Here is a 24,403-nt window from a genome sequence, read left to right as displayed (position 1 = left end):
CATTTATATATTTCAAAAATCCGCTAAGAAAAACATCACAAATTTTCAAATCTACGAAGATAAGTTCTATATGGACAAGACCAATTCATTTTGTAAATACTAATTATCGGTTATTAACCTTATTGGTAGCGCTTACTAATTAAAGGTTAATTATATATAAATAAATTAAAAAAGGGGGGAACAGCAGTAAGACTAAGGAAAGATCGATTAAAGGAGGAACTAAATTGAAAAATAAGCGCATCAAAAAGTCACTAAATTTAATTCTCGTTATGTTATTAATCTTTCCGTATTACTTAACTAATTTCAATTCTTTAAATGTAAACGCGGAAAGTGTATCTAATCCATGGATTACTGTCTCAACTGGAGGAAATGAAGTAAATGAAATAGTTGAACAAAATGGAAGAAGATACGTAAGGCTTGGAACTGGAGAAGGAAACGATAATGGCGCAAATGCCGCTGTATTTAGAGAAGAAGATGCACAAGCAAAAGAATCAGGAACAATGGAATATACGTTTATTCCTGAAACAGAAGGTTCATCAACAAGATTTGGATTTTATCCACACTTTGAAGATGCAAACAACTATGTGTTTGTAGGGTATGACGCTGGAGGATGGTTCCATCAATATAAAGTTGATGGAGAAGGGGATTATTTAAGAGATAGACCAGACACGGCTTTACCTGAACCTGGTAAGGAATATAGCATTCAAATTGATTATAGTGGTTCTAGTTTGAATGTTACTTTAAATGGAGAAGATTTGTTTGGTACGGTAAATTTAGATGAGTCCGTTGAAAGTTTAGTTGATGCTAAAGAAGCACTTAAATTAGGAAAGTTTGGTAGTCAGGATAGTCAAGTACTTATTGAGCTAGGAGTAGTGAATCCTTGGGAAACCGCTTCAACAGTAGGAAATGAAGTAAATGAAATTGTTGAACAAGGTTCAAGCATTTATACTAGACTTGGAACAGGTGAAGGAAACGATAATGGAGCAGATGCTGCTATATTTAGAGAAAAAGATGCACAAGCAAAAGAAACAGGAACAATGGAATATACTTTTGTTCCTGAAACAGAGGGTTCATCAACGAGATTTGGTTTTATGCCGCATTATAAAGATGCAAACAATTTTGTATTTGTAGGATATGATGCTGGTGGGTGGTTTCATCAATACAAAGTTGATGGAGAAGGAGATTATCTAAGGAACAGACCTGATGTTCCTTTACCGGTACCCGGAAACGAATACACGATTAAAATTGACTATAGTGGAGCGACTTTGGATGTAACATTAAATGGTGAAGACTTATTCGGTACAGTAAACTTGGATGAATCCGCTGAAAGTTTAGTAGATGCTAAAGAAGCAATCAAGTTGGGGCAATTTGGGAATCAAAACAGTCAAATTCTCTTTGAAATCGGAGAATCAAATTCAGCCCCGGATGAACCTGACACACCACCAGTGGAGAATGTAATAAGCTCAAATTACATGGATGTGGTTATAGATGAGATATTTCCACGTGTAATTCAATATCAAGTAGACGACAAAGTAATGAATGGTCAAGAAACGCCTGCTTATGGTTTAAGAATAAATGACATTCTATACTATCCAGAAGTACAATTTGAAAAGGTCAGCGAAAATGAAGCAATATACACATTATCTGTTGAAAGCTCTACCAATGGCCTTGATGCTACATTTAAACTTTCATTAAAAGTGGATGGAAATGATGTTATTTATCACTTTGAGGAAATTAATAATGCTGGTGATACCATCATTGAAACAATTGAATTTGCAGATATGAATTTCATTTCAGTAAATGCTAGTGAAGCAAGTGCTAAAGCTAAGCTTACTAATTTAAGTAGTGATGTTACCAAACCAGGTGACGTTGATGTTACTGTCGATTCTGAAATGGAACGAATCGGATCTACAAGTAAGTATTATACAGCTATTCTATCTAATGATGAATTAAGTGCAACTATTTGGTCAAGTTCTGAAGTGAATGGTTATCGTAATTTAGTTGCTAATCGCTATGAGAATGAAGCTGGTGAAAAAGCAATGGGAATCGGTTCTAGTAAACTATTCTATCACCGAGAGTTTATGCCGGAGCCTTCGTCTAATCCACAGACGATTAAAATTACCATTGCGGAAGATTTAAATAATGATAGTACGGTAGATTGGCAAGATGGTGCAATTGCTTATCGTGACATTATGCAAGAGATCCCTGATTGGGAAAATGTTAATGACAATGTAACAACACGTATCGCGATGAACTTCGGTTCTCAAGCACAACAGCCTTTCCTTAAAACGTTGGATAATATTAAAAAGGTTGCTCTTGCAACAGATGGTTTAGGTCAAGCTGTGCTATTGAAAGGTTATGGAAATGAAGGGCATGATAGTGCGCACCCTGATTACGGTGACGTAGGTGAACGTATGGGTGGCGAAGCTGATTTAAGTACATTAATTGAAGAAGGGCATAAATACAATGCAGAATTAGGTGTCCATATTAATGCACAAGAAACTTATCCAGAAGCAGATGCCTTTAATGATGACTTAATCAATGGTCCAAATTCCAAAGGATGGGGTTGGTTAGACCAATCTTATACGATTAATAAATTATATGATCTATATTCAGGTAGTCGTGCAGAAAGACTAGATGAATTAGAAGCGGTTGCTCCAGATCTTGATTTTGTTTATTTAGATGTTTGGTATCAAGATCAATGGGAATCTAATCGAGTAGTTGAACAATTTGTAGAACGAGGCTTACGTGTTACTACAGAGTTTGGTACGGCTATTCCAAATCATTCTACGTGGCAACACTGGGCTACGGATAAAAACTACGGTGGAGCGGCTAGTAAAGGAATTAACTCTGAAGTGCTTCGCTTTATCAGTAACCATCAAAAAGATTCCTGGGTATTAAATTGGCCAGAAAAAGGTGGTACTGCTGATCATCCATTACTCGGTGGCTTTGAACTTGGAGGATTTGAAGGCTGGCAATCTGATAAGAACTTTGACAATTTCATTCGTCGTACATTTAAGACAAATGTACCAACGAAATTTTTACAGAAATACTATGTAATGAACTGGGAAACCGTTGAGGGAGATAGAAACGCAACGAACTTGGAAAAAGAAATTAGGTTAGAAGACCCAAGCAATGAGGATGTTGTAGTTGTAAGGAGAAAAGATGACTCAAGAGAGCGTATCATTACACTTAATGATAATGTTATTCTTAATGGTGATACGTATTTGTTACCTTGGGTAGAACAAGATTTCGAAACACCAACCCCAGATTCTGAAAAATTATATCACTGGAATTTAGAAGGTGGAGAGTCTACTTGGACACTTCCAGATGAATATAACAATGTATCTACGGTGGAAGTATACCAATTAACTGATCAAGGTAGACAAAATAAGCAAGAAGTAGATGTAGTAGACAATCAAGTTACTTTAACAGCTGAAGCAGCGACTCCTTATATTGTCGTAGCTGGTGAAGTAGAAGAAGTCCAAATTGATGAATGGAGTACCGGTAATCACGTACATGATTCTGGATTTAATACTGGTACCATTGATGACGAGCACACAACTGTTTCTGGTGATGAAGAAGCTGTTAGTGTGGTTCGCACAAGTCAAACAGGTGATGCGCGTAATTTAAGTAGTGGAGATTACTACCTAAATTTCGATAGTCCATCTGAGGGCACATCAGTTACACGTACATTAACGGATCTAGTACCAGGTAAAGACTATGTAGCTGAAGTATATGTAGAAAACAGTAGTGATGTGAAAGCTTCTATTGAGGTAACTGGTGGAGAAGAAGATGTAAGTAATTATGCATTGCGCAGCTTACAAAAGAACTATGTCAAAGCAGATTCACATGCAACTAATGATGGTTACAATAGTAAGATGCAACGCATGCATGTAAGCTTTACTGCGGAAAGTGACACTGCGGCATTGACACTTAGCCGTGAAGCTGGTGATGGAGATACGAAGTTTGATGATATCCGTATTGTACAGAAATCATTAAACAATTTCGTTTCTGATGATGTATTTGAACAAGATTTTGAAACGGTCGTACAAGGTATCTACCCGTTTGTTATTGGAAATATACAAGGGGTTACAGACAATCGAATACACTTATCTGAAAAACATGCACCATATACACAAAAAGGCTGGGCTGATGCGAAAGTAGTCGATGATGTTATTGAAGGAAACTGGTCTGTGAAAGTGAATAATGGAAACAATGGCTTAGTGTACCGTACTATTCCACAACATTTCCGTTTTGAACCAGGTGTCGAGTACAACGTATCATTTGATTATCAAACAACTGCTGGATCTTATCGTGTTATCTCTGGAGATCAAGAAATTGATGTGAAGAATATAGATAGTGCAGCAGGTGTCAACGTGAATGAATTATTACCAGCATCAACTGAAACGAAGACTGCGGAAATTACAGTAACCGGTTCAGATAATGGTCAAACATACATTGGGATCTTTAACGATGGAACTAGTGTAAACATGCATACTGGTGAGGGTACCTTTATCTTAGATAATCTTCGTATTGAAAAAGTAACAGCAGATTCAGAAGTAGATACGAAGGAACTAGAAGATCTAATTACTACAGCCGAAGCAATTTCTAATGACGATGAGGTTTACACAGAGGCATCATTTGACGCATTACAAACAGCGATTACAGATGCGAAAGATGCATTAGAAACAGTTGAAACGGAAGCAGATGTAGAGACAGCTGTAGATGCATTGCAAGCAGCAATGGATGATTTAGAAGAAGTAAGTGAACCAGAAGTGAATACGAAAGAACTAGAAGACTTAATCGAAACAGCGGAAGCAATCTCAAATGATGATGAAGTTTACACGGAAGCATCATTTAGTGCATTACAAACAGCAATTGCAGATGCGAAAGCAGCATTAGAAGCTGTTGAAACAGAAGCAGATGTAGATACAGCTGTAGATGCATTACAAGCAGCAATGGATGGCTTAGAGGAAGTTGTTGAACCAGACCCAGATCCAGAAGTGGATGTGTCCGCACTAGAAGCATTGCTTAAAAAAGCAAAAGAAATCTCAGATGATGGCACATACACAAGTGATTCTTATGAAGCATTACAGACAGCCATAGCAAAAGCAGATGCAGATATCGATACAATTGAAACAGAAGAAGAATTGGATACTGCAATAAATGCATTACAGACAGCGATGGATGAATTGGAAAAAGCTGATCAAGATTCAGAAGGTAATGGATCAGAAGATACAGATGAAGAACTTCCAAATACAGCAACACCAATGTATAATTGGATGCTTCTCGGTTTTGTCTTTGTAGTAATGGGTGCTTTTGTGGCATTCTATTATATCCGTAAAAGAAGACAAGATAGCTAAATAATTGATTTAATTAAAAAACGAGTATGTAGTAACGTGGTGTTACTCATACTCGTTCTTTATGTAGTTTTTAATACTAAAAGCAACTTCATTGATGTTTTTGTTTCAAAGAAGCGATTCTATGACAACAGTTGATGACAACATTTTTTGAACTTTTTACCACTCCCACAAATACAAGTATCATTCCTTCCTGGTAACTTCCGTCCAGAATGGTAGTAATCCTTTATACTCATTCTCTTTACATTTTTCGCTACTTCTTGAATACGGTCTTGAGCATAACGATAAATCTGCTTATAACTTTCACAAAAATATTCTACACTCATTGTATTGTTATCCTTTTGACGATTTCTTGGGCAACCACCATGACATAGGTTTAGAAACTCACAGTTTTTGCATTTTTCTGGAAGTGAAGGTTTCATTGCAGAGAACTTATCCCAACGTTCATTTTGCAGGATAGTTTCTAAGGAATCATCCCCAATATTACCTAAACGATACTCGTCATGAATATAGAAGTCACAAGGATAAGCATCACCATTTTGTTCTAATATAAGTGTTTTAGGACAAGCTTCTAAATGCATACACATTTCCGCTGGTTGATGCAAATTAACAGCTAAAATATTATCAAAGAATCGAATGGAGATTTTAGGATCACCATTGTTATACCATATATCAAATGCTTCACATAAGAAATCACCGTACTGTTTAGGAGTAATCAAGAAATCCCCAGGTTGTTCAATATTTTGAGACTGGAAATCCATACAAGGAATGAATTGTATATATTCAAATCCTTGTTCTTGGTAGAAATGCATTAATTCAGTTGCTTTAGAAATATTGTTTTCGTGTAAAACCGTCAAGATATTAAAAGGAACTTGTTCATTTTTTAAATGTTGAATACCCTTCATAATTGCTTTAAAACTGCCCTTTCCAGAGCTCGTTACCCTTCTAGCATCATTAATATGTTCTGGGCCGTCCAAACTGACTCCAACTAAAAAATTATATTGCTTAAAAAACGTAGCCCATTCTTTATTGATTAACGTTCCATTCGTCTGAATTGAATTACTAATAATCGTATTTTTTGGTGCATATTTTGATTGTAGATAGACAACTTTTTTGAAAAAATCTATACCAGCTAATAATGGTTCTCCCCCTTGCCATGCAAAGGTAACCAATCCGCTTGACATTTCCATATATTCTTTAATTACTTTTTCTAACAATGAATCATCAATTCGTTTAATTTTACCTGCTCTACCGTTGCAACGACTATAATAACAATAATCACACGCAAGATTACATGATTCCGAAACAGTTTTCCACATAATTCCTGTTATACGATTGCTCTGTAAAGTAGCTTTATCATTGCTCATCAAAATAACTCCTTAATGTATGAATGTAAGATTAATTATGATCGGAAAGACAAATAGATTCTATGATAGAAATCACAATATACCAGTTAACATAATTAAAAGAATGAACTATAAACCAAATAAGATATCAAATTATTTGTAATTCTGAGGTTAAACCTATTCATTTTAAATTGGAAATGGGCAATTACGTAATTTGTCGCTTTAAATATATAAAAAAAAACAAGAGATCTTAGACAACTTACATAAGTGTGTACATTTTAGAATATTTATAAGTAACACGTAATAATTCATGAGGAGGAATCAATTTGCGGAGTGGAGTAAAGTTTATTACTTTTTTTGTATTGATTTTTGTGTTGTTAGTTATAACAGCTTGTGGGGGGGACAAGGATGAGACTGACTCTGATGGAAAGGTAACCCTAAAGATCTCGGATTGGAGTGATAGTGTTAAGGATATAAGAGAAGAGTTTCATAAAAAATTCATGGAAAAACACCCAAATATTGAAATTGAATACACACAGTTAACCGCAGATCAATTTAAAAATACAATCTTAACATCTATACAATCTGGAGAAGCACCTGATTTATTTCCTGTTCCAAATGGTATGGAACTCTCGACAGTGGTTGAAGATGGTTGGTACCAGTCAATTGATCCTTATATAGGTGATGATTTTAAAGATCTCTTTGTTGATGGTGCCTTACGCAAAACAACAATTGATGGCAAATTATATGCAGTTCCTGAAGCAAAAGAAATGCCTGATGGATTGGTTTTCTATAACAAGGAATTGTTTGAAAAAGTTGGATTAGATCCTGAAAATCCACCGAAGACGTACGCTGAGTTTCGTGAGGCTGCGAAAAAAATTACTGAAGAAGGTAATGGGGATTTCTATGGGATGATTGAAGGTGGCAAACAAACAATCAGGTGGCAGCAAATTGTTCGGAACTGGGCATCGCTTGCTGGAAGTGGTATTAACAAAACATCCCCTATAAATATGGCAACTGGAGAACCGGGATATGATGCAGAGCCAGTCACTGGAGTATATAACTTAATTGATAGTTTAGTAGATGACGGAAGCTTTCATCCTAAAACGATGAGTATAAGTGCACCTGAAGCAAGAGATCTGTTTGCGCAAGGACAAGCAGGGTTTCTAGTTCAAGGAGCTTGGTCTATAGGTGTATGGAAAAATGAAAATCCCGATCTTGATTTCGGAGTAATGTCACCACCACTACCTGAATCCGGTCGTAAAGGATCATTACCAATTAAAAATCCTAAACCTTGGTTAGGTATTTATAGCAACTCAGAGCATCCTGAAGAAGCAGCTTTGTATTTAGAAGAACTTTACGGTGGAGATTACTTTCAAAAAGCCAGGGCTAAGAAAGGTGATTCTTTTTCTGTTGTAAAAGGAATTGACGAAGAGTATATAGAAATCCAAGAACTGCTTGACTTTAAAGCAATTGTGGATGAATATGGTGCTCTGGTTCCTGATCCTATTGTTCGTAATCCAGATACTTCAGCAGTTTTTGCCGAATATAATGATGTTTTCCCTAATTTCGGTGATATTATGGGAAGTTTAGTTTCGGGCTCGATAGAAGATGCGGAAAAATCTTTAGAGGATTACTCTAATAAAATTGATGATGCGTTGTCAGAAGCAATTAAAAAAGCTCAAGATAAAGGGAATGATGTATCAAAATCAGATTTTGAATTTACAAACTGGAATCTGATGGAGGATTATACGATCGAAGAATATGATAAGTTGAATTAGATAATAATGGTGACGGGTTTGGCACCCGTCACTCCCTTTTGAAAGGAGTAGAAGATAATTATGAGTGACACATATGTCGCAGTTAATAAGTCAAAATTAAAAAATAAAAAAAATCTAGTATTTTGGTGTTGGTTATTTATTACTCCTAATCTAATTTTTTACGCTGCATTTCAAGGATGGCCTATTGTTATGAATATATATAATTCAATGATGGATTGGTCAGGTTTAGGTAATGCTACGTTTATTGGATTGGATAATTTCAAGGAATTAGTTACAGATAGTTATTTTTGGAAATCTTATGGTAATAGTTTTGTTTTCATGGCCGGTTCTGTCCCCCCATTAATGATATTTTCGCTAATAGCAGCACTAATTGTAAATAATCCTAAATTAAAGTTTGCTACTGCATATCGAACAATTATATTTATACCTGTTATAACAACTGCATCAATTGTGGGAATAATTATGGTATATATTTGGGGTTCAGATGGAGCAGTCAATGCTGCTTTATCAAACTTGCCTTTTGTTGAGAGTACTATTAATTGGTTAGGAAGTTCAAAATGGGCTATGTTTGCAGTTATTGCAGTTTTTGTATGGAAAAATCTTGGGATGAATATGATTTATTGGTTGGCTGCATTACAAGGAGTCCCAAGGCAATTGCTTGAAGCTGCAGAAATTGATGGGGCTGGTGTTTTACAAAAGTTTTTTTATGTTACTTTACCACAAATAATTCCAATAGGTGCTGTTATCTTGTTGGTGAATATATCATCTACTTTAAGAGCTTTTGATTTAATAAAGACGATGACTAACGGTGGCCCTTCTTATTCAACAGATGTAATTTCTACTTATATTTATAGATTTGCTTTTTCTAGTGAAATGGGTTTGCCAAGATTAGGGTATGCATCCGCAGCAGCAACACTTTTTGCTTTGACAATTGCAATTATAGCTATTACTACAACGCTGATCAGAAGGTCCAATAATACACAGAGGAGGGTGAGTAAATGAACAATTTGAGTAAAATATTAAAACATTTGATTTTAATCGTATTTTCATTTATTTGGATTTATCCTTTTGTTTGGATGTTATCCGCCTCTTTCAAGAGTAAGAGTGAATTTTTTGAAAGTGGATTGAGTTTAATACCTAATTCTCTAGACTTTTCAAACTTTATACGTGCATGGAATGAAGCAAACTTCAGCCAGTACTTTTTAAACTCTGTTATCATAACTGCATCGGCTATATTAATCATTTTAGTAATTACTTCAACGTGTGGTTATGCTCTTGGAAGATATTCTTTCCCAGGTAAAAAAATCTTTATTGCTATATTGGGAGCAAGTATTTTTATACCACTTGAGTTCTCCATGATACCTATTTTTCAATTAATTAAAAGTTTAGGTCTGATGGATTCTTTGTTAGGTATTATTCTCGCTGAAGCAGGTGGTGGACATGTTATTTTTGTTTTGTTATTTGCCAGTTTCTTTAGAAGTGTCCCTAAAGAAATGGAAGAAGCAGCAATTATAGATGGAAGTAGCTTTATACAAATATTCACGCGTGTTATGTTGCCGTTGTCATCTCCAATAATTGGTAGTGTTGTTATAATGCAATTTGTTTGGACATGGAATTCATTTTTATTACCTTTGGTATTAACTTTAAGTAACGCTTCACTACGACCACTGGCAGTTGGATTGTATACATTGCGAGGAGAAAATATTGTAGATTGGACAGGTATTGCAGCTGGATCATCCATTGCAATTATTCCTGTTATTATTTTATTCGTATTCTTCCAACGATATTTCATAGACGGTTTGTCTGGAGCAGTAAAGGGATAATCATCTGTAAATGTTTGGTTGTGTAGTATTAAGTGTAATTGTTTTGGTTTGAAAGGTGTGGAAGAGCGGATTATGGAAGATAAAAGATTATACACTTTTATTAGTAATATTGGAAATTGGATTGTGAGCTTGGCTTATATCAATTTGTTATGGGTAGCATATTCTACAATGGGATTATTTATATTGGGGATGTTTCCAGCTACTGTTAGTCTGTTTTCAGTTATACGCCAGTGGTTAAAGCATAAACATATAACTTCCGTTTGGAATGTTTATCATAGTACTTTTAAAAAAGAATTTGTAAAATCCAATATTATTGGTTATTTTTACCTGACCGTAGGGGTGATCACTTATGTTGATTTTAAATTCTTTCACACACAAGACAATATTATGTTTCTAACACTTTCGTATACGGTTTTAATTATCTTGTTTATTTATGGAATAACGGGTTTGTTCCTGTTTCCAGTCCTTGTACATTATGATTTGAAAATAATGAGTTATTTTAAATATACATTTTTAATTATTGTATCTCATCCAGTCATTTTTTTAATAACTGTTCTAGTACTAATGAGTGCCTGTTTATTAATGCTTTTTATACCTGGATTAATTCTGTTTTTTGGATTAAGCGTTCCTGCTTATATTATTATGTGGTCATCATACAAAGCCTTTAAAAAAGTTGATGTTCAATCATCAGTCAAATAAGTGACCTGGTTATTTGAAATAGAATGTTAGGAGTGTAAAAATGAGCGAAAAAAAGAGACCCAATATTTTATTCATTATGAGTGACGATCACGCATCTCATGCGATGAGTTGTTATGACAGTAAGATTAACAAGACACCCCATTTAGACCGCATAGCAAATGAAGGAATAAGATTTGACAATTGCTTCTGTACCAATGCGATATGCACACCAAGTAGAGCAAGTATTTTAACGGGATTATATAACCATAAAAATGGCGTTAAAACACTTGGAGATGAAATTGACGGGCGTCAAACAACTGTTCAAAAATTAATGAAATCGAGTGGTTATCAAACAGCCATCATTGGTAAATGGCATCTTGGTGCTGGTGGTAATGCTGATCCAATTGGATTCGACTATTGGAATGTATTTCCTAATCAAGGGGAATACTTTGACCCGGTCATGTATGAAATGGGTGAGGAAAAAGTCTTTAAAGGTTATGCGACAGATCTTGTAACCGATATGTCTATTGAGTGGTTGAAGCAGCGAGACAAGGAAAAGCCGTTCATGCTAATGTGCCATCACAAAGCTCCGCATCGACCGTGGGACCCGGATGAGAAACATGCGCATATGTATGAGGACATTAATATACCTGAACCTCCGACATTTCATGATGATTATGAGAACAGAGCTGAAGCTGCCAAAGAGGCAAGAATGCGGATTGAGCGAGATCTGACGGAACGTGATGTGAAGGATAAACCTCCGGAAAATTTATCAGCTGCAGAATTAAAGAGTTGGTATTATCAACGCTACATTAAGGATTATTTGCGATGTGTAGCGTCTATTGACGATAATGTAGGCCGCCTCCTTAATTACCTTGATGAAGAAGAATTAACAAATGATACCATTGTTGTGTATACATCAGATCAAGGATTTTTTCTCGGTGATCATGGATGGTATGACAAGCGTTTTATGTATGAAGAATCCTTGCGAATGCCTTTTATTGTTCGTTACCCACGGGCTATAAAACCCGGATCTGTAACGAAAGATTTTGCTTTGAATGTTGATTTCCCGGAAACATTTCTGGATTATGCAGGTATTGATATACCTGATGATATGCAAGGTACAAGCCTGCGGCCAATTTTAGAAGGCAATACACCGCGTGAGTGGCAAACTTCTATGTATTATCGTTACTGGGAACACTTAAGTATTGAACATCGAGTTGGTGCTCATTATGGATTACGCACTCATCGTTACAAGCTTATTTACTATTATGGAGAATCTTTGGGAGTTACGGATGCAATGGATGAACCCAGAACGCCTACATGGGAATTATTTGATCTGGAACAAGATTACTATGAACTCAATAACGTTTATAATGATCCAGCTTATTCAGAGATAGTGAAAGAGCTGAAAAAGGAGTTATATAGACTTAAAGATGAAGTTGAAGATTATGAGTGAAAAGAGTAAGAGGTTATTACAGGTTAAAGGGTGATTAAAATGTCCAAAAAATATACTCGTGGTAATAAAATTAACTCATTAAATGATATAGACAAGATAGAGTATAATTGTGAAAAAATGAAATTGAATATACCTGATCCCGTTAATGGAGAATTACAAATAGTAGGGAGTACTGCCCTTCCAGTTATTGACCTTAAGGGTAATGTTTATCAACCTTTGCATGATAAATGTGTGAAAATCACATTGGAATTAATGACTGGCGTGCAGGTAATTCAAAAGGAATACAGTGTTTTGATTGAGGGGAAATATAAAAATCAAGGGAGCAATCCCCCACCTAGGGTCATTCCTGAGTTGGCCGAATGGTACGGTTTGGAAGGAACAACACATGTAAACGATGAAACCTGTGTTGTTGTAAAAGATGAACGTTTTAAAGTTGCTGCACAGATGCTTATAAATGATGTTAAAGAGATTGGTATTAATTTAAAAACGAAAAATAAAAACGTAAAGAGCTTAATTAATTTTGAATACGATGATCAGAATAATTATAATAAGGAAGGTTATGGCATTGTAATAGAGAATAACACCATTACAATATATGCTGAGAATTATACCGGTGCTTTTTATGCAACCCGTACACTGCATCAAATGCTGAAAACCAGTTGTAATTATAAGGTGAACAACGGATATATTCGAGACTATCCAAAGTATTCAATCAGAGGATTTATGCTGGATGTCGGGCGGAAATTTGTAAAATTGGATTATATATATTATCTAATGAAAACAATGAGTTATTATAAAATGAATGATTTTCAGATTCATCTTAATGACAATGCTATATTTCTAGATGATTATATGAACATTACAGATGTTATTAAAAATGCATACACAGGCTTCAGATTGGAGTCGGATATAGAGGGAAATGATAGCACACTCACTGCAAAAGATGGTTATTACACAAAAAAAGAGTTTAAAAATTTAATTGAAGATTCGAGAAAATATGGGGTAACAATTGTCCCTGAGTTTGATACACCTGGGCACGCTCTTTCCTTCGTTAAAGTCAGGCCGGAGTTGATGTATAAGGGGAAGGTTGTTAATGGTAAGGGTGAAATGGAAAGAGCTGCAATGCTAGATCTCGACCATGAGGAAACTGTTTCTTTTATTCAATCAATGTACAATGAATATCTTGATGGAAAGAACCCGGTTATTGGTTATGTTCCTATTCATATTGGAAGTGATGAATATTATGGTGAAACGGAAGTTTATAGAAGATATGTAGATGAGATGCTTCGTTTTATACGAGATGATAAAAAAAGAATACCAAGAATATGGGGAAGCTTAACCAGTAAAACAGGAAAAACACCTGTTACCTCAAAAAATATTCAAATGAATGTGTGGAATACCGATTGGGCAAATCCCGAAATGATGCTTGAACAAGGATTTAATATTATAAATATAGATGATGAACAAACTTATATAGTCCCAGGCGCTGATTATTATCATGACTACTTAAATTTAGAAAATTTATACTTCCAATATCAACCGAATAGGTTTAATAATGGAACTGTAATAAATGAATCTCATCCTCAACTTCTTGGAGGTGCATTTGGGCTTTGGAATGATCAGATAGATACAGTTGAAAATGGAATAACAAGTTATGATATGTTTGATAGAATATTTAGTGCACTACCTATCCTCGCACAAAAAAATTGGGGCACTGAACTTTCAAGATCATTTGAGGCGTTTCAAGCATTGAGCTTAAAAACGATGTATGCACCAAGTACAAATCCCCGTTTTAAGATAAGATCAAAAACAAACACGATACTGCATTACAACTTTTTAGAAGGTCTTGCAGATTATAGCGGCAACGATTATCATATTAAAAAAACAAATAATATATTGTTAAAGAATGGCGCTCAATTTAATGGTAACAATAGTTTTTTTGAGTTGCCATTAAGTCTGATTGGACCTGTTGCTCATCTAGAAGTGGAGTTTGAGTTAACGGATACAAAACAAATTCAAATTTTAATGGAAACTGATAACTATGGAACAATATACGCTGTAGATGAAGAGGGGTTTATTGGTTATAAGTATGAGAATAATAGATATGCTTTTAATCATAAGCTTGAGGCCAACAAAAAAATAAATTTAAAAATAATAACTACTCTCCATAAAACACGTTTGTTTATAGATGATAAGGAAGTTTCACTTACGGATGATACAAATAAACCTTATAATACATTCATTTTACCGTTACAAAGAATCGGTAGCCTACAAAATTCATTAAATGGCAAAATTATAAAAGTAATATTAAAAAAATGAACGTTGTACACTTTATATTTTAAATTTATATTTAATTGAACTAATAACTAAACTTCACCAGTAAATTCACTTAAATTTACTGGTGAAGTTTTAAAAATAAGAGCCTTAACTTTAATACGGAATTGCTTTTTTACGACAACGTGATATTAATGAAATTGTTATTGACTGGACCACTCTTGTTAGATTTTACAATAAACTGGGATATAGTCCTTGGAAAAGCTATGAAATGTATGAAAAAAGTTTAATTCTGTTGCTAATTAATTATGATCGGAAAGATAAATAGATTCTATGATAGAAATCACAATTTACTTGTATAAAAGTAAATGTAATATATATGAGTTAAATGACTGATTTTTTAATGAAACCGCTAAATAAGTAGTATATAATAAAAGGATGAAACATTTTGTGTGAAATGAATATTGATTAAATGAAGGTGTTTTATATGGATACTAGAAGTCAAAAGCCATGTTGTTCAGCGAGGAGAGAGAGCGATAAAAAGGTAGAATATACCTTAGAACAGCAATGTAAACGCAACTCAATTAGAAATAAGAGCGATATGATTTTGCTATCAGGTGGTCATTTCTTGATGGGAGATGCCTTTAATGAAGGGTTTGTACAAGATGGAGAACAGCCTGTAAAACAGGTCGAAGTGTCTCCTTTTTATATGGATCCTTATGCTGTTACAAATAAAGCATTTGATGCGTTTATTAAAGAGACGAATTATGTTACAGAAACAGAAAAATATGGTTGGTCATTTGTATTTTATCAATTTGTAGATATAGAGAAAGTGGAGTTAATTGCACCGCCACAACAATGGTGGTTACCAGTTAAAGATGCTTACTGGTATCAACCAGAAGGAAAAGGTTCTTCCATTGAAGATCGTATGGACCACCCAGTCACACATGTTACATGGAATGATGCAGTTGCGTATTGTAATTGGGCAGGCAAGCGTTTACCGACAGAAGCAGAGTGGGAATACGCGGCACGTGGTGGGTTAGTTAAAAAAAGATATGCTTGGGGAAATGAATTAACGCCAAATGGAGAGCATCGATGTAATATTTGGCAAGGAACCTTTCCTACATATAATAATAAAAAGGATGGTTTTTTTGGTACTGCTCCAGTCGATAGCTATCCACCAAATGAGTATGGCCTATACAATGTGTCAGGAAACGTGTGGGAATGGTGTGCTGATTGGTTTGATGCAACGTACGATTATAGCCAAACAATGGATCCAAAAGGCCCACTATCTGGTCAAACGCGTTCGATTCGAGGTGGTTCTTATCTGTGTCATTATTCCTATTGTAACAGGTATCGAGTTGCAGCCCGGTCATCAAACACACCAGATAGCTCTTCTGGAAATCTAGGCTTTAGGTGTGTGGCTGATGTATAACAACGTGTTTGTAAAAAAATATCTTTTAATTTTTTAATGGAATTGTTTTTTAGGGGATGATCGTATGTTTGTTTTGTATTTTATTATTGGATTATTCGCCACAACACTTGGAGCTATAGCAGGTTTAGGTGGCGGTGTTATTATTAAGCCTTTGCTAGATTTCTTTGGGCATTATGACTTGTCAACGATCGGAATTCTTTCCGCCGCTACTGTATTTTCGATGGCTACTGTATCTTTAATTAAGATGAGGAAAATGGATGTAACCATTGATAAAATGAATAGTGCGTTGATTGCTGGTGGATCAATCTTAGGTGGTTTTATAGGAAAAGCAGTCTTTAATTATTTTGTCATGAGTCTTGGGATTTCAAAAGGGATCGGAATTTTTCAATCCATATTACTAGCAATATTATTATTATTGATCTTTATCTATTTCAAATATAAGCATGTCATAAGAAGATACACAGTGACGAATAGGGCTGTTATTTTATCTATTGGTATTTTACTTGGATTACTTTCCTCTTTTTTAGGTATTGGTGGTGGACCTTTAAATGTGGCTATATTAAGTCTTTTATTTTCGATGGATGCAAAAAATGCAGCATGTAATTCTATATTTATTATCTTTTTCTCGCAATTATCTGCCCTAGTGTTAGCGGGTGTGACAACCGAGATCGGTAATTATGATTTATCCATGTTACCTTATATGATTATTGGCGGGATTGTTGGTGGACTTATTGGTACGCACTTTGTTCATAAAATAACCAATAAACAAGTGGAAAAAATATTTAATATAGCTATTTTGGCTATATTGTTTATTAATATTTATAACATTTTTGCCTATTAATTTTGATTAAATAACTATAAATATAATAAACAGTTACGTTATCATTAACGTAACTGTTTATTATTGATTACACAGCAACTAATGGTCTTGCGAGTCGGTCACAAAATTTCTCGCAACGAATGATGTCATCTTGCTGAGGGGTTAACTCAACTTTTAACGTAACAGCTAAGTTGGTATGCACATAAAGCATATCACGGAATAAATCTACTGCCCCACAATAATAAGGATAGAAACTATCACCAGTACCGAATACTCCAGTAGTAACATGCTTCATGTCTTTATCTTCAAAGGCAATGAATAAGTCTTCCATTTCCATTGGAAGATCCCCATTGTCCCATGTATACGTTCCTATCGCGATAAGATCGTAGGTAGGAAGTGTATCATAATCTAATTCATCAATAGCAATAAAGTCAGGAATGATTTGTTGCTTCCGCATGCCGAGATAAATGCTCTCCGCTAGCACCTCTGTATTACCAGTTACTGATGTATAAATGATGGCAGCTTTCATACTCATGGCCTCCCTTACAATTCATCAAACCCATTAGAAGAAGATACTTTTGTATACGTACGAGATTTTTGCTCGAAAAAGTCTGATTTTGTTTCGTTTAACATTTCATCACTAAATACGTGGATCCATGCCATTGGATTCTCACGTTCTTTGTAATAATTGTCTAAACCAATTTGGCGAAGACGCTTGTTTGCAAGGTATTCCACATAGCCATGGAATTCATCTAGATCAATTCCATCGATGTCTTTCAGGATATAATTTGCCCATTCCTTTTCATTTTGAACAGCTTTATCAATTGTTTGATAAGCGTATTGAATATTTTCTTCGGTGTTTAATTCCGGATTTTCTGTTAGTAAAATGCGGATAAACTGTGAAATGAAGTAAGCATGTTGCATTTCATCACGCTGAATGTAGCTGATCATTGTACTTGTCTTTAACATTTTTTGTTGACGAGCTAAGTGATAAAAGAAAGCAAATCCAGCATAAAAATAAATACCTTCTAAGTTAATGGAATTAATCGCTAATTCAAATAATCGTTGTGGTGTTGGCTTTTCACGAAAAGCATCATAACTATCTAAAATTAATTGGTTTCGTTTTTGCACAATCGGGTCATCTTTTGCTTGATCAAAACGCTCGTTTTGCTCTCGTAGTGGAACAAGCGAACTCAAGATATAAGAATAAGATTCATTATGAACAGCTTCTTGTTGGGAAATAACTGCAAATATAGCCTTAAAACTTGAGTCTGTTACATAATCCATTACGTGTGACATAGTAGGTGTTTGTAGACTATCTAATGATGCAAGTTGGGTATTAATACGTAGGAAGACATCTTTCTCTGTTTCTGTTAGATAATCCCATTGTTTAATGTCATCTTGCATATTAATTTCTTGCGCTTTCCAAAAATTTGATAATAATGTTTGATAAAGATCATACATTTGTGGATAAGCGATATCATTCCAATTTAATAACCCGGAAGATTCTCCATTGATTATTCCAGTAGATTTGTTTGGGTAAGTAGGATTAAGTAATTTTATCTTCGTTAATGGTTGATCAATTTGTACCATACTATCTTCCTCCTATTAAAATAAGGATAGGAGCTGTCTGTATAACAACTCCACATTTTTGATTTAATATTATCAATAAGTTAGCTATGACAAGCTTCACATTCATCAATTTCTGTTTGAGAGGTGCTTCGTACATAATAAGTTGTTTTTAAGCCGTTTTCCCAAGCAGAAAGATGTAAATTCAATAGATCTCTTGCTTTTATATCATGTCGTACGTAAAGGTTAAAGCTAATCCCTTGGTCAATATGACGTTGTCTTGCTGCGTTCTGTTTAATGCTCCAGGTTTGATCAAGATCATGACGTGCACGACGGTAGTAATTATAGGTGACATGGTCTAAGTCTGGTGCAGTGACCTTAAATTTGAAATTTTTCTTTTCTTCTGCAAACTCCACTGCGTATAACGGATCAATTCCATCAGTAGATCCACCAATTTTTGCTGTTGATGAGTTTGGTGCAACAGCCATTAACCAACCATTACGAATACCATTTTTAGCTACAGCTGTTTTTAGTGATTCCCAGCGTTCATTATCATAGCCCTTTCGCTCAAAGTAGCGACCTGTTTCCCATTCAGATCCAGAGAATGCACGATAGGTGCCTTTTTCTTTCGCTAATTCCATGGAAGCTTGAATCGTATAGTAGGCAATATCCTCATATACTTTATCAGCAAATGATACTGCTTCATTGGACTCCCAATGGATATGCTCTAATGCAAGCAGGTGATGCCATCCAAAGGTTCCTAGACCAACTGCACGATACTTTCTATTCGTTACTTGCGCTTGCCCGACACTAATCGTATTAAGGTCAATCACATTATCAAGCATTCGTACTTGGATACGGATCAGACGCTCTAATACATTTGCACGTACAGCATTAGGTAGGTTTACAGAAGATAGGTTACAAACGACAAATTCACCTGGCTTACGTACAATAACGATGTTTTCATCTTCATCTTGGTATTCACGTACAATCGTTGTTGTTGACATATTCTGTGCGATTTCAGTACATAGATTACTAGAATAAATAGATGTTCTTCCAATACCACGGTTATGTTTATTCGGATTTTGACGGTTTACTTCATCACGATAGAACATATATGGTGTTCCTGTTTCAAGTTGAGCAACCATAATGCGGGCCATGATGTCCATTGCACGATATGTTTTTCTTGGTAATAAAGGATGATTCACAGCTTCATTATATTTTTCAGTAAAATATTTCTGATCTGTTTCATCATAGAAATCTTCTAAACCAAGTGCATTACCGTGTTCATCTTTCCAACCCATTATTTGCTTTACTTGATGTGGGCAGAATGTGTGCCATTCTCCAATGCTTTTTCCGCTCTCATCCGTAACCTTTAGTTGTTCCATAAATAGGTCAGGAATAGACACACCTGTGAAAATATCATGGGCTTTTCGTCTTTCATCCCCATTATTTGTTTTTAAATCAAGGAAACCATTCATAATATCCTTATGAAAAACGTCTAAATAGATAGCTACCGCACCTTGACGCTGGCCTAATTGGTCTACACTGACAGCAGTATCATTTAATAGACGAATCCATGGTACAACTCCTGAGGAGTTCCCTTTAAACTTTTTAATATCAGATCCTAGTGCACGTACTTTACCGTAGTAAATACCAATTCCGCCACCATCTTTGCTTAATCTAGCAATATCCCAGTTATTTAAATAAATACCATCTAGTGAATCATCAACTGTATCAATGAAACAGGAGGATAATTGTCCATAGTTTTTACCAGCATTCGCTAGTGTTGGTGTAGCTACCGTCATATATAAGTTGCTCAATGCCCAATACGCTTCTTTTACAAGTTCAATTCGTTTGTCAGCAACTTCATTTTGCATTAGCGTCATCGCAATAATCATAAATCGTTCCTGTGGAAGCTCATATAAGTGACGATTATGGTCACGTGCTAAATAACGATCTGTTAGTAAAAATAAACCAATATAGTTAAACAGCTTATCACGCTCTGAATCTATTTCACGTTCAAGCACATTAATTTCTTCTTTTGTATATGTTTCTAAAATAGAAGGGGCATAGATTCCTTTATCTGTTAATATGGTAATCAGGTTGTATAAGTTACCGTATTTATTGATTGAATCATAGTTTCGATTTTGAGCTACCTCTTGGTAGATTTGTGCTAAATAGAAGTGTGCAGCTACAAATGTCCAATTAGGTTGATCCATAGAGATGCGATTTAGTGCATAAAAAAGCGCCTCTTGACTAGGGTCTTTAGAGGTGTTGGGTAGTTGCTTAATCTGTTCTTCGATTTGAGTAGTATCCATGTTGTATGTGTTGGATAACTGAGAAAGTTGTTCCAATACATGTTGGATATCATGGTTCATTACAGTTGTCATCATATATCCTCCTGTACAAATTGATAATATGTATAAATGATTAGAAAAACTTGACTAATAGCCAAGTTCTCAGGTGTTTTAATAGTTTTTGTAATCATCCCATACTAAAAATACAATATATAGGCATTCTTATCTCCGTTGAGCCTATATATTGTATATTAACGTATAACATTAAATTTAGCAATTGATATATATTAATTTTTAGTTAAAAAAGTATAAATACATTATGGCAATATTAAACGAAAAATGGTATAGGAAATTACTCCTATACTTCGTTTATTTAACAAAATTCAATTGTGAAATTAGTTATTTTTAACTATAATAAAAATGTGTAATACAATTAGCAAAATATAATGAAAAAGGCAAACTTATTGAAAAATAAGGACGCAAAGCCACGGGTCTACTGTTGATTTAACTAAGATCGCCGGGCTACCGAAAAGAATTGAATGAGCGTAAAAAGGAAAATTCTATTTACGTAAAAGTTCACCATTCTTTTGGTGGGCTTTTTTTATGATATTTATTAGTAATAGGGAGGCAAATTAAATGAAACGACTTAAACTACATAGAAAAAAATCATCTAATAAGAAAACAAACAAAAAGAAAAAGTCAAAATGGTTAAGTAAATTAGGATATATCCCTTTTATCGGTATGAGAAATAAATCAATTGGCGGGAAGTTCGGAATTATTTTTTCTATTATTTTGATATTATTAATGATTTCTGCAGGATTTATAGGAAAATCAGTATCTACTGTTGGGGATGAAGTAAACGCTTTGGATCGACGGGGGAGTAGAGCGATTGCTATTACAGAGATAGGATCAGAAATTAGAGCTAAATCTATGTCTGCACTTAGCTATGCTCAAAATGGAAGTGACACGTACATAAAAGAATATAAAAAAAATCAAGAAAAGGTAGATACGTTATTTAATCATATACGAGAAAGACTTGATACGAGTCAACAAAGATTGTTAATGGAGAGTGTAGAGAAGGTTAATGACAAAATAGACAACTTATTTTTAAATGACATAGCTGGTGCATATGTAACTGAAGGAAACGCATTCGCTTTTTACACAAATAAATTTAGGGATTTAACAAATGAATCTTTGACGTATTTAGATGTATTAAGGAATACGGTCAATGATGAGAGAGAGGAAGCAGTTACGAATGTATTAGATAGTCAACAGTCTGTTTCTATGACCTTGGCTATTTCTATGATACTTTCTTTTATAATTGGTAGCATAATGTTATTCTTTGTCAGCCGATTTGTTTCTAAAAAAATGGGAGAAGTAGTAAAGATGAGCAACGATATTGCTAATGGTAATTTAACAACAGATCCATTAGCATATCATGGGAAAGATGAAATCAGCAAATTAGGAGATTCGATGAATGTGATGCAAACCAATCTTAAGCACATCGTTCAACGAATTAATAAAACAGCAAGTACGGTTAGTGAACAAAGTAAAGCTTTAGCACAATCTTCTAGTGAGGTAAAGAACGGTTCGGAACAAATTGCAGCTACCATGGAAGAATTAGCTTCAGGTACAGAAACACAAGCTGACAATGCAGGAGATCTTGCACATACAATGAAGAAGTTTACAACCCAAATAACAGAAGCCAGTCAAAGTGGTAAAAAAATCAGTCAAACTACTGTTGAAGTGGAAAAAGAAACGGAAGATGGTAATAAATTAATGGAAGCATCAGTGGAGCAAATGACAAATATTGATTCCATTGTAAAAGAGGCAGTAGAAAAAGTGCGTGATCTAGATTTACAATCTAGGGAAATTACTAAACTTGTTTCTGTAATCAAGAAGATTGCAGATCAAACCAATCTACTTTCATTAAATGCAGCGATAGAGGCAGCTAGAGCAGGAGAACATGGAAAAGGTTTTGCAGTTGTTGCTGATGAAGTACGTAAATTAGCAGAACAGGTAAGTCATTCAGTTGAGGATATTACGGCAATTGCAGCGAATATACAAAAGGAATCGTCCATCGTAACAACAACGCTAGAAACAGGCTATCAAGAAGTGGAGCAAGGCACACGACAAATACGAGATACGGGAACTACCTTTAAGTCGATCAAAGATGCAATAAACACAGTTACAACAAATATTCAAATGATGACAACTAATTTAATTCAAATGGCAAAAGACAGTGATCAAATGAATACTTCCATCCATGAGATTGCTTCCATATCAGAGGAATCAGCAGCCGGTGTAGAAGAAACCTCTGCATCAGCCGAACAGGCATCAAGTGTAATGGAAGGTATTGTAGACGGGTCTAATCAATTGGCACAAACGGCAGAAGAATTAAACAAACTAGTAAAAGAATTTAAATTGTAGAAAATATAAAAAACATCATTTGAAGTATGGGTTTGTACTGGGAATGATGTTTTTTTATTAGTAATAATAAAATTAAATAGGTTTCCAATAAATCATCAATGTGTTATAAATTAGTAAAGAAGTATGAAACAAGTAATTAGCTATAACGGACTTATTTGATATGTTAAATTATAGTCGTGTTTATTGTTAAGTTAGTTAAACGAATGGTAGCCGAATACTTATCTAGTTATTAAAGAAGATTTATATAAAAGGATGAATTACATGCGATACAGACGTCAGGAATCATTACGCTATCAGTTCCCCAAACCGATTAATGGTACCTTTGTCATTTTAATAGATAATATAGAACAAGATAAATTACATAGATCAGATGCAGGAAATTTACAAATTATTGACTTGAGTCCAGGTGGAATGAAAATAGGGACAGATCTAGATTTACCATTAGATAAGAAAAACTATTTGTTAGAAATTTCTTTCATGCTTGGGCAAGAAAAAGTGAAAATGACAGGTACTATCGTATGGAAAAAAAAGCGAATCAGTGGTTACTATTATGGAATTGAAGGGTTAGAAAGTGAAGAAAAGGAACAAGAAATCATTGATATATTAAAAAAACTCCATTTGAATGAAAAAAAAGAAGAAGATTCTTGAGGACGTATTGTTAAAGATGGAAATGAATAAGTTAGGTTTTAAAAAAGCTGCGGAGGTAGAACGCCGCAGCTTCCAAAGTTCCGCTGTATTAATCTGAAAATAGAAGGTTTTTACTGATAGAGAGCCAGTTCCTCTTCAATAGCTTGTCTTATTTTTTGAATACAATCGTCAACATCTTTCCCGCGAATACGTTTACCATTAACCAGTGCATATGGTTTTAAGCGACATAATCCACAGAAATTTAGACAGTCACTTACTAGAACAGCAACTTCAGGATACTCTGATTCAAACAGGTTCTCAGCATTTATTGTTTGGAGTAAATTACTCTCGCATATTTCGACAACTACGATACCGATAAGAAACACCTTCTTTTTCTATCAACTTTTCTAATTTGCGTAATAAAAGTAACGTCTATTCACAACTTTGTCAACTTTTTAATATAAAAACCCATAGTTTGTTATTTACTTCACAATCTTT

Annotated in this window: 15 protein-coding genes, 1 pseudogene and 1 riboswitch; of the genes and pseudogenes, 11 read left to right on the top strand and 5 right to left on the bottom strand. The window is 34.7% G+C overall.

The genetic code is table 11. The annotated features are described in order from the left end of the window. Positions 1-224 precede the first annotated feature (224 nt). Positions 225-4,550 (top strand): annotated as a pseudogene (locus tag BN1058_RS07415) (endo-alpha-N-acetylgalactosaminidase family protein); the annotation flags it as partial. Between the two features lie 935 nt (positions 4,551-5,485). On the opposite strand, the gene BN1058_RS07410 reads toward BN1058_RS07415, so the two are convergent. Next, a complete protein-coding gene (locus BN1058_RS07410; RefSeq protein WP_090855050.1) occupies positions 5,486-6,730 on the bottom strand; it encodes an anaerobic sulfatase maturase in 1,245 nt (414 codons plus the stop codon). A gap of 305 nt (positions 6,731-7,035) precedes the next feature. Here BN1058_RS07410 and BN1058_RS07405 point away from each other — a divergent pair, with 305 nt between their 5' ends. The 8 genes from BN1058_RS07405 to BN1058_RS07370 all read left to right on the top strand — a co-directional run bounded on the left by BN1058_RS07405 (position 7,036) and on the right by BN1058_RS07370 (position 17,000). Next, the gene (locus BN1058_RS07405) at positions 7,036-8,490 is read left to right on the top strand and encodes an ABC transporter substrate-binding protein (protein ID WP_090855047.1); all 1,455 of its coding nucleotides are present in this window, start codon (positions 7,036-7,038) and stop codon (positions 8,488-8,490) included. A gap of 60 nt (positions 8,491-8,550) precedes the next feature. Further along, a complete protein-coding gene (locus BN1058_RS07400) occupies positions 8,551-9,492 on the top strand; it encodes a carbohydrate ABC transporter permease (RefSeq protein ID WP_090855044.1) in 942 nt (313 codons plus the stop codon). Further along, positions 9,489-10,313, top strand: coding sequence for a carbohydrate ABC transporter permease (locus BN1058_RS07395; protein ID WP_090855040.1), 825 nt, complete (start codon positions 9,489-9,491; stop codon positions 10,311-10,313). The genes BN1058_RS07400 and BN1058_RS07395 overlap by 4 nt, the downstream gene beginning before the upstream one ends. A gap of 72 nt (positions 10,314-10,385) precedes the next feature. Next, on the top strand, positions 10,386-11,012 hold the full coding sequence (locus tag BN1058_RS07390) for a YesL family protein (RefSeq protein ID WP_090855037.1): 627 nt from the start codon (positions 10,386-10,388) through the stop codon (positions 11,010-11,012). A 40-nt stretch (positions 11,013-11,052) separates the two neighbouring features. After that, positions 11,053-12,450: a sulfatase family protein gene (locus BN1058_RS07385; protein ID WP_090855034.1), complete on the top strand. Its 1,398-nt coding sequence runs from the start codon at positions 11,053-11,055 to the stop codon at positions 12,448-12,450. Positions 12,451-12,489: 39 nt separating this feature from the next. Further along, complete coding sequence (locus BN1058_RS07380; RefSeq protein WP_090855031.1) at positions 12,490-14,769, top strand: family 20 glycosylhydrolase; 2,280 nt, start codon at positions 12,490-12,492, stop codon at positions 14,767-14,769. 442 nt (positions 14,770-15,211) lie between these two features. Beyond that, positions 15,212-16,159, top strand: coding sequence for a formylglycine-generating enzyme family protein (locus BN1058_RS07375; protein WP_090855028.1), 948 nt, complete (start codon positions 15,212-15,214; stop codon positions 16,157-16,159). A 64-nt stretch (positions 16,160-16,223) separates the two neighbouring features. After that, positions 16,224-17,000: a TSUP family transporter gene (locus tag BN1058_RS07370; RefSeq protein WP_090855025.1), complete on the top strand. Its 777-nt coding sequence runs from the start codon at positions 16,224-16,226 to the stop codon at positions 16,998-17,000. Between the two features lie 67 nt (positions 17,001-17,067). Here the strand turns inward: BN1058_RS07370 and BN1058_RS07365 are convergent, their stop codons facing one another. The 3 genes from BN1058_RS07365 to BN1058_RS07355 all read right to left on the bottom strand — a co-directional run bounded on the left by BN1058_RS07365 (position 17,068) and on the right by BN1058_RS07355 (position 20,929). Then, positions 17,068-17,508 carry a flavodoxin domain-containing protein gene (locus BN1058_RS07365; RefSeq protein WP_090855021.1) on the bottom strand — a complete coding sequence of 147 codons (441 nt, stop codon included), beginning with the start codon at positions 17,506-17,508 and terminating at the stop codon, positions 17,068-17,070. A 14-nt stretch (positions 17,509-17,522) separates the two neighbouring features. Beyond that, the gene (locus BN1058_RS07360) at positions 17,523-18,572 is read right to left on the bottom strand and encodes a ribonucleotide-diphosphate reductase subunit beta (protein WP_090855017.1); all 1,050 of its coding nucleotides are present in this window, start codon (positions 18,570-18,572) and stop codon (positions 17,523-17,525) included. A gap of 80 nt (positions 18,573-18,652) precedes the next feature. After that, positions 18,653-20,929 carry a ribonucleoside-diphosphate reductase subunit alpha gene (locus BN1058_RS07355; RefSeq protein ID WP_255307046.1) on the bottom strand — a complete coding sequence of 759 codons (2,277 nt, stop codon included), beginning with the start codon at positions 20,927-20,929 and terminating at the stop codon, positions 18,653-18,655. Positions 20,930-21,292: 363 nt separating this feature from the next. After that, a riboswitch (cyclic di-GMP riboswitch) is annotated at positions 21,293-21,378 on the top strand. Positions 21,379-21,484: 106 nt separating this feature from the next. On the opposite strand from BN1058_RS07355, the gene BN1058_RS07350 reads away from it, so the two are divergent. Both BN1058_RS07350 and BN1058_RS07345 read left to right on the top strand, forming a co-directional pair. Further along, entirely contained in the window at positions 21,485-23,278 is a 1,794-nt protein-coding gene (locus BN1058_RS07350) for a methyl-accepting chemotaxis protein (RefSeq protein WP_090855011.1), read from the top strand. A gap of 261 nt (positions 23,279-23,539) precedes the next feature. Continuing rightward, positions 23,540-23,926, top strand: a complete 387-nt coding sequence (locus BN1058_RS07345) for a PilZ domain-containing protein (RefSeq protein WP_176694460.1) — start codon at positions 23,540-23,542, stop codon at positions 23,924-23,926. A gap of 110 nt (positions 23,927-24,036) precedes the next feature. On the opposite strand, the gene BN1058_RS07340 is transcribed toward BN1058_RS07345, so the two are convergent. Then, entirely contained in the window at positions 24,037-24,282 is a 246-nt protein-coding gene (locus BN1058_RS07340) for a YuzB family protein (protein ID WP_176694481.1), read from the bottom strand. Positions 24,283-24,403 lie beyond the last annotated feature (121 nt).

Origin of the sequence: Paraliobacillus sp. PM-2, from assembly GCF_001368815.1 — a bacterium.
In the GTDB taxonomy this organism is placed as follows: Bacteria; Bacillota; Bacilli; order Bacillales; family Amphibacillaceae; genus Paraliobacillus.
The sequence above is the reverse complement of the archived record's forward strand: the minus strand, read 5'-3'. Positions and strand labels throughout refer to the sequence as shown.